Source organism: Cellulomonas sp. IC4_254 (assembly GCF_011603975.1).
In the GTDB taxonomy this organism is placed as follows: domain Bacteria; phylum Actinomycetota; class Actinomycetes; order Actinomycetales; family Cellulomonadaceae; genus Cellulomonas.
The window spans coordinates 21,662-29,437 of record NZ_JAANNB010000024.1 but is presented as its reverse complement, the minus strand read 5'-3'; the positions used below and the strand labels follow the sequence as shown (position 1 = coordinate 29,437).

The 7,776-nt window shown below is 74.2% G+C and carries 5 protein-coding genes; all 5 read left to right on the top strand.

Annotated features, from left to right (window positions below; translation table 11 throughout):
- Positions 1-1,847 (top strand): chemotaxis protein CheA (locus tag G6556_RS04440; RefSeq protein ID WP_166938948.1); only part of this gene is annotated, 1,847 nt, incomplete at its 5' end.
- On the top strand, positions 1,844-2,260 hold the full coding sequence (locus G6556_RS04435; protein ID WP_147795556.1) for a chemotaxis protein CheW: 417 nt from the start codon (positions 1,844-1,846) through the stop codon (positions 2,258-2,260). The genes G6556_RS04440 and G6556_RS04435, both read left to right, overlap by 4 nt.
- A gap of 235 nt (positions 2,261-2,495) precedes the next feature.
- Positions 2,496-4,097 (top strand): methyl-accepting chemotaxis protein, encoded by a 1,602-nt coding sequence (locus tag G6556_RS04430; protein ID WP_166938946.1) that lies wholly within the window; start codon positions 2,496-2,498, stop codon positions 4,095-4,097.
- Between the two features lie 163 nt (positions 4,098-4,260).
- A complete protein-coding gene (locus G6556_RS04425) occupies positions 4,261-6,000 on the top strand; it encodes a methyl-accepting chemotaxis protein (protein WP_166938944.1) in 1,740 nt (579 codons plus the stop codon).
- 129 nt (positions 6,001-6,129) lie between these two features.
- A complete protein-coding gene (locus G6556_RS04420) occupies positions 6,130-7,734 on the top strand; it encodes a methyl-accepting chemotaxis protein (RefSeq protein WP_166938943.1) in 1,605 nt (534 codons plus the stop codon).
- Positions 7,735-7,776: the final 42 nt, after the last annotated feature.

Sequence of the window (7,776 nt, the reverse complement as noted above, 5' to 3'; positions counted from 1 at the left end):
CGCCCGCGCCCGCCCCGGTCGTCGAGGCCGTGCCGCCGGTCGCCCCGGCGCCCGCCCCGGCCCCGGCCGCCGCCGCGCCCGCCGCGCCGCCGGCGCCCACCGAGGAGCTCGGCTCCCTGCGGGGCGGCGCCGCCGACGCGTCCATCCGCGTGGACGTCGACCTGCTCGACGCCCTCATGCGCCAGGTCGGCGAGCTGGTCCTGGCCCGCAACCAGATCAGCCGGCTCGCGGGCGGCACGGACGACGTCGACCTCGCGCGCTCGGCGCAGCGCCTCAACCTCATCGCCGGTGAGCTGCAGGAGGGGGTCATGAAGACCCGCATGCAGCCCATCGAGCACCTGTGGTCGAAGATGCCGCGCATGGTCCGCGACGTCGCGGCCGCCTGCCACCGCGAGGTGCAGCTGGAGCTGTCCGGTGGGGACACCGAGCTCGACCGCAGCCTGCTGGAGGCCGTGAAGGACCCGCTGACGCACCTGGTGCGCAACGCGGTCGACCACGGCATCGAGGCCTCGGCGGACCGCGTCGCGGCCGGCAAGGCGCCGAAGGGCGTCCTGGGGCTGCGCGCGTACCACGCGTCCGGCCAGGTGGTCGTGGAGGTCGCCGACGACGGCCGGGGCATCGACCCGGAGAAGATCGGCGCCAAGGCGGTCCAGAAGGGCCTGCGCACGGCCGACCAGGTCGCGTCGATGGGCCAGGCCGACCTGCTGCAGCTGCTGTTCCTGCCGGGCTTCTCGACCGCCGAGGTCGTGTCCAACGTGTCCGGCCGCGGGGTCGGCATGGACGTCGTGCGCACCAAGATCGAGGCGATCGGCGGCGCGGTCGAGGTCGACTCGGTCGTGGGCCGCGGCACCACGTGGCGGCTGCGCATCCCGCTGACGCTGGCGATCATGCCGGCGCTGACGGTGGAGTGCAGCGGCGACCTGTACGCGATCCCGCAGGTGAATCTGCTGGAGCTCGTGGCGCTCGACTCGCAGCGCTCGGAGTCCGGCATCGAGCACATCCACGAGGCCGCCGTGTACCGGCTGCGCGGGGAGCTGCTGCCGCTCGTGCCGCTCTCGGAGGTCCTCGAGGTCGGCGGCGAGCGCCCGGAGAACGCGGTCATCGCCGTGGTCCAGTCGGACCAGCAGCGGTTCGGCCTGCTGGTCGACCGGGTGCTGAACACCGAGGAGATCGTGGTCAAGCCGCTGTCCGCGCGCCTGAAGTCGATCGGCGCGTACTCCGGGGCCACGGTCCTGGGCGACGGCCACGTCGCGCTGATCCTGGACGTGCAGGCCATCGCCCGCCGCGCCCTGGCCGGCGAGCTCGACGTCGCCGCCCGCGACGCGCACGACAACGCCGCGGCGAACGCGGTCCGCGACACCCAGCAGGTGCTGGTCGTCGGGATCGGCGGCGGCCGCCAGGTCGCCATGCCGCTCGCGTCGGTCGCCCGCCTGGAGCACGTGCAGGCCGACCAGGTCGAGTACGTCGGCGGCCGGGAGGTCGTGCAGTACCGCGGCACGATCCTGCCGCTGGCGCGGCTCGACCGGATCCTCGGCGCCTACGGGTCCGAGGAGTCCTCCGAGCTGCTGCTGGTGGTCTACAGCCGCGCCGGCCGCAGCGTCGGCCTGGTGGTCAAGGAGATCGTCGACATCGTCGACGACGACTCGGCCCGGCACTCCGACATCGAGGACGCCGGCCTGGTCGGCTCCACGGTGCTCGGGGACAAGGTCACGGAGCTGCTCGACGTGCGCCGCGCGATCCTCGCCGCGGACGCGGCGTTCTACGACGAGCGGCCCGAGCACCGCTCCACGTACGACGACCTCCCGACGCAGGTCGGCGGGTCCGAGCTGGTGGGAGCCACCCGATGAGCCAGTACGTCACGTTCAGCCTCGGCGGCAGCCTGTACGGGGTCGACGTCACCCGGGTGCAGGAGGCGCTGCGCTCGCACGTCCGCACCCGCGTGCCGCTGTCCCCGCCGGCCGTCGCCGGCCTGGTGAACCTGCGTGGCCAGGTCGTCCTCACGGTCGACCTGCGGCCCCGCCTCGGCCTGGAGCCGCTGGGCGAGGACGCGGAGCCGATGATGGTCGTCGTGCAGGTGGCGGGCGAGCCCGTCAGCCTGCTGGTCGACGAGATCGGCGACGTGATGGAGGTCGGCCCCGAGACGTTCGAGGCCCCGCCGGAGACGCTCGACGCCGCGCTGCGCCCGCTGATCCTCGGGGCGCACAAGCTGGACGGCCGGCTGCTGCTGGTCCTGGACGTGGACCAGGCCACCGCCGCCTGACCGACCCCGGACGGCCCTGCCGGGCACGCAGCACGCGTGCCCGGCAGGGCCGTCCTGCTGCCCGGGCGCGGCGCGGTGCCGGCGCGTGCGCGTCACGGCGTAAAGCGCTTCACTTCACCCCGCGAGGATCGTCATGCAGGTCAGCGCCCTGCCGATGGGGAGGACGATCCGGCGACGCGCCCGGTCCGCGTCCAGCCGCGCGGGTCGGCGTCGCCCTGCACGCAGTGGAGCGTCCATGTCCCGAACCGCCACCGCCTCGTCCCGCGCCCGCGGGCTGCGGCTGTCCATCGCCGGCAAGGTGCTCGGCCTGCTCGCCGCCGCCGGCCTCGTGGCCGTGCTGGTCGTCGTCGCCGCCGCGACCAGCCTCGTGCAGCTGCGCGAGAAGGTCGCCGAGGAGGGCGCGTACGTCACCCAGCTCGGCCAGGTCAGCGACCTGCAGCGGGCGCTGCAGGCGGGGCGCGCGCGGATGGTCGAGTACCCGGCGGCGTCCACGGAGGTCCGCGCCGACCTGCGCGACCAGCTGGCCGAGTACGTCACCAAGATCCAGGACCAGCAGGCCGCCTACGACGACCTCGCCGTGAACGACCAGGCGTGGGCCGACTTCGACTCGGGCTGGAACGAGATGGTCCGCCTGGCGACCGACGAGCTGTTCCCGATGGCCGACGACGGTGACGTGGCGGGTGCCGCCGCGCTCTACCGCGCGCAGATCCTGCCGCAGACGACCATCGCCGCCGACGCGATCGCGCTGGAGAACCAGTCGGTGGCCGAGGTCGCCGACGCCAGCACCGACGAGGCGTCCGCGCTGGTGACCAGCACCCTCGTGACCGTGGTCGTGCTGCTGGTCGTGGGCCTGGCGCTCGTGCTGGCCGTCGGCTTCGTCGTGTCGCGCCGGCTGGCGCAGGGCGCGAGCCAGGTCCGGCACGCGCTCGAGGCGATGGCCGAGGGCGACCTCACGGTCGGCGCGGAGGTGCGCACGGCCGACGAGCTCGGCGACATGGCCCGGTCCCTCGCCTCCGCCCAGGGCAGCCTGCGGGGCGTGGTGTCGGGGGTCGCCGAGACCGCGCACACGGTCGCGGCGGCGGCCGAGGAGCTGTCGGCCGCGTCGACCCAGGTGGTCGCGGGGTCGGACGAGACCAGCGCCCAGGCGGGCGTGGTCGCGGCGGCCGCGGAGCAGGTGTCGCGGAACGTGCAGACCGTGGCGGCGGGTGCCGAGCAGATGGGCGCCTCGATCCGGGAGATCGCGCAGAACGCCTCGCAGGCGGCGAAGGTCGCCGGTCAGGCCACCGACGCCGCGGCGGTGACCAACGAGCAGGTGGCGCGCCTGGGCACGTCGTCGCAGGAGATCGGCAACGTCGTCAAGGTCATCACGAGCATCGCCGAGCAGACGAACCTGCTCGCGCTCAACGCGACCATCGAGGCCGCGCGCGCCGGCGAGGCGGGCAAGGGCTTCGCGGTCGTGGCCGGCGAGGTCAAGGAGCTCGCGCAGGAGACGGCCAAGGCGACCGAGGACATCGCGCGCCGGGTGGAGGCGATCCAGGCGGATACCAGCGGGGCGGTCGGGGCGATCGGGGAGATCAGCCACATCATCGCGAGCATCAACGACTACCAGCTGACCATCGCCAGCGCGGTGGAGGAGCAGACCGCGACCACCACGGAGATGTCCCGCTCGGTCGCCGAGGCCGCCACGGGCTCGGGCGAGATCGCCACCAACATCACCGGCGTGGCCTCGGCCGCGACCCAGTCGTCCCAGACCCTCAACCAGATGGGCGACTCCATCGGCGAGCTCGCCCGGCTCTCCGAGGACCTGCGCGGACGGGTGGCCCGGTTCACCTACTGAGCCCCGCGCGCACCGACCGGCCGCGGCACCCCCGGGGGTGCCGCGGCCGGCGGCGTTCGACGGGGCTCCACCCGGGGTTCACCCCGCGGCCCCGCTCACGTGCGACCCCGGCCGGTCGATCGGAGGCGCAGCAGGGGACAACGCCCAGTCATGAGGAGCCACCATGAGCGTCACCACGACGTCGAGGAAGCCGTCGACGGCTGCCCTCGACCGCGTGCCCACGCCGCGCGGCCCGGGCGGGTCCGTTCCCGCGCGCGCCGCCGGCACGCCCGGTCCGTCCGGTCGGCAGGAGCGCCGCACCGGCCGCGCCGCCGCCCTGTTCGTCGACCGCGGCGTCCGCACCAAGATCCTGCTGCTGCTGGCCCTCGTGGTCGCGGTGGTGGTCGGCACCGGCACCTTCGCCTCGGTGCGCATGAGCTCCCTCGCGGACGACACGGGCACCGTGCAGAGCGTGTCCTCCGACGTCATCGCGCCGCTGGCGCTGGTGCACCAGGAGGAGATCAAGGCGCGCATGGTCATCGCCGAGGCGGGTGCGGGCGAGTCGACGACCGAGGCCGACCAGCAGGAGGCGCTGGACGAGATCGCCGCGACGGACGCCGACCTGCAGGCCGCGGCGGACGCGTTCGAGGAGGGTCTCGGCGGGATCGAGGTGCCGGGCTGGGCCGACTTCCAGGCTGCCTGGGCCCAGTACCGGCAGATCCGCGACGAGCAGCTCGTGCCGGCGGCGTTCGCCGGTGACGACGCCACGTTCGACGCCGTCAACGAGGGCGAGGCGCGGGCCGCGGTCGACGCGATGATCGCCGGCCTCGACGCCGCGGAGAAGAGCGCCGACGACTTCCTGCGGCAGACCGCCGCCAGCGCGGAGGCCGAGGCGAGCTCCGGCGCCCGGGTGCTGCTGTTCGTGCTGTCCGCCGGCGTGCTGCTGGTCGGCGCGGTCGGCCTGGTGATCGCCCAGGTGATCCGCCGTCAGGTGACCGAGGTGCAGCGCGCCGTCGAGGCGATGGCGGACGGCGACCTGACGGTCGTCCCCGCGGTCGACTCCGCGGACGAGCTCGGCCAGATGGCCCGCGCCGTCACCCGCGCCCAGGAGAACCTGCGCGCCACCGTGTCCGGCGTGGTGGAGACCGCGCAGACCGTCGCCGCCGCGGCCGAGGAGCTGTCCGCCGCGTCGCACCAGGTCGTCGCCGGCTCGGACGAGACCTCCGCGCAGGCGGGCGTCGTGGCCGCGGCCGCGGAGCAGGTGTCGCGCAACGTGCAGACGGTCGCGGCCGGCGCCGAGCAGATGGGCGCCTCGATCCGCGAGATCGCGCAGAACTCGACCCAGGCCGCGCGCATCGCGGGCCAGGCCACCGACGTCGCCCGGTCCACCAACGACCAGGTCGCGCGCCTCGGGGTGTCGAGCCAGGAGATCGGCAACGTCGTCAAGGTCATCACGACGATCGCGGAGCAGACCAACCTGCTGGCGCTGAACGCGACGATCGAGGCCGCCCGGGCGGGCGAGGCAGGCAAGGGCTTCGCCGTCGTGGCCGGGGAGGTCAAGGAGCTCGCGCAGGAGACCGCCAAGGCCACGGAGGACATCGCCCGCCGGGTCGAGGCCATCCAGGGCGACACCACCGGTGCCGTCGCGGCGATCGGCGAGATCTCCCAGATCATCGCGTCGATCAACGACTACCAGCTGACGATCGCGAGCGCGGTCGAGGAGCAGACCGCGACGACCAACGAGATGTCCCGGTCCGTCGCCGAGGCGGCGGCCGGCTCGGGCGAGATCGCCACGAACATCACCGGCGTCGCGTCCGCGGCCTCGGAGTCCTCGCAGACGCTCAACCAGATGGGCGGCTCCATCGCCGAGCTCGCGCGGATGTCCGAGGACCTGCGCGGCCGGGTGGCGGGCTTCCGGTACTGACGGCCCGGCCCCGCGGCGGCGGGCGCGCGAGGCGGTTCCACCCGCTCACTGAGCGGCAGAACCGCTCGCGCGCCCGCCGTCGCGGCCGATGGGGAGGACGTAGGTCCCCCCTCGACGAAGGAACGACAGATGAGCGTGCAGCACGACGCCTCCCCGCGCCGGCTCTGGGCCGACCGCCCGGTGCTGGTCAAGATCCTCACCGCGGTGCTCGTGATGGTGGCGATGACCGCCGTCGTCACCGCGGTGGCCATCGGGTCGCTGCGCCAGCTGCGCGAGGACGCCGCCGAGATGTACTCCGGCAACGTCACCCCGCTCCAGCAGCTCACCGAGATCCAGCGCTCGTTCCAGGGCGACCGCGCCCGGGTCATCCAGTACGGCATCGCCGACGCCGAGACCCGCGCGACGCTGACCGACGAGCTGACCGAGCGCCAGGGCGACCTGGCCGCCCTCATCGAGGAGTACCGGGAGAACGCGGTCAGCCAGGACGACGTCGACGCGATGGTCGCGGCCCTCGACGCCTACTACGCCGCCGCCGAGGACACGCTGTTCCCGATGGCCGACGCGGGCGACGCGGAGGGCTTCGCCACCTACTTCAACGACACCGTCCGGCCGCTGACCACGGGCGTCATGGACGCCATGCAGGTCGAGACCGCCTCGCAGGGGGAGCAGGCGGCGGCGCTCGCCGCGGAGACCGACGAGCTCGGCGCCCGCTCGGTGTGGATCACGGTCCTGGTCGCGCTGGTCGGCGCCCTCGCGGCGAGCGTCCTGGCGTGGGTGGTCGCGCGCGGCATCGTCCGCCGGATCGGCGGCGTCTCGCACGCCCTGGCCGCGGCCGGCGACGGCGACCTGACCGTCCCGTCCGGCGTCAGCGGGCGCGACGAGATCGGCACCCTCGCGGTCGACCTCGAGCGCACCCAGACCAGCCTGCGCGGCCTGGTGTCCGGCGTCGTCGAGACCGCCCAGACGGTGGCCGCGGCCGCCGAGGAGCTGTCCGTGGCGTCGCACCAGGTGGTCGCCGGCTCCGACGAGACCTCGGCCCAGGCCGGCGTCGTCGCGGCCGCGGCCGAGCAGGTGTCCCGCAACGTGCAGACCGTCGCGGCGGGCGCCGAGGAGATGGGCGCCTCGATCCGCGAGATCGCCCAGAACGCGTCCCAGGCCGCCAAGGTCGCGGGCCAGGCGACCGACGTCGCCGCGGCCACCAACGACCAGGTCACCCGGCTCGGCGAGTCCAGCCAGGAGATCGGCAACGTGGTCAAGGCGATCACCAGCATCGCCGAGCAGACCAACCTGCTGGCGCTCAACGCCACCATCGAGGCGGCCCGCGCGGGCGAGGCCGGCAAGGGCTTCGCCGTCGTCGCCGGCGAGGTCAAGGAGCTGGCCCAGGAGACCGCCAAGGCCACGGAGGACATCGTCCGCCGGGTCGAGGCCATCCAGGCCGACACCGGGGCCGCGGTGACCGCGATCGGCGAGATCTCGCACATCATCGCGAGCATCAACGACTACCAGCTGACCATCGCCTCGGCCGTCGAGGAGCAGACCGCCACCACCACCGAGATGTCCCGGTCGGTGGCCGAGGCCGCCACCGGCTCCGGCGAGATCGCCACCAACATCACCGGCGTCGCGTCGGCCACGGCGACCTCGTCGCAGACCCTCGGCCAGATGGGCGACTCCATCGGCGAGCTGGCGCGCATGTCCGAGGACCTGCGCGCCCGGGTGGCCCGCTTCACCTACTGACCCCGGCGCCGCCGCGCCGAGTGAGCAACCGACACGTCGAGC

Excerpts from the sequence above, each read along its gene's own strand:
- G6556_RS04425 (WP_166938944.1), top strand. The coding sequence starts at position 4,261 with ATGAGCGTCACCACGACGTCGAGGAAGCCGTCGACGGCTGCCCTCGAC.
- G6556_RS04430 (WP_166938946.1), top strand. The coding sequence starts at position 2,496 with ATGTCCCGAACCGCCACCGCCTCGTCCCGCGCCCGCGGGCTGCGGCTG.
- G6556_RS04435 (WP_147795556.1), top strand. The coding sequence starts at position 1,844 with ATGAGCCAGTACGTCACGTTCAGCCTCGGCGGCAGCCTGTACGGGGTC.
- G6556_RS04420 (WP_166938943.1), top strand. The coding sequence starts at position 6,130 with ATGAGCGTGCAGCACGACGCCTCCCCGCGCCGGCTCTGGGCCGACCGC.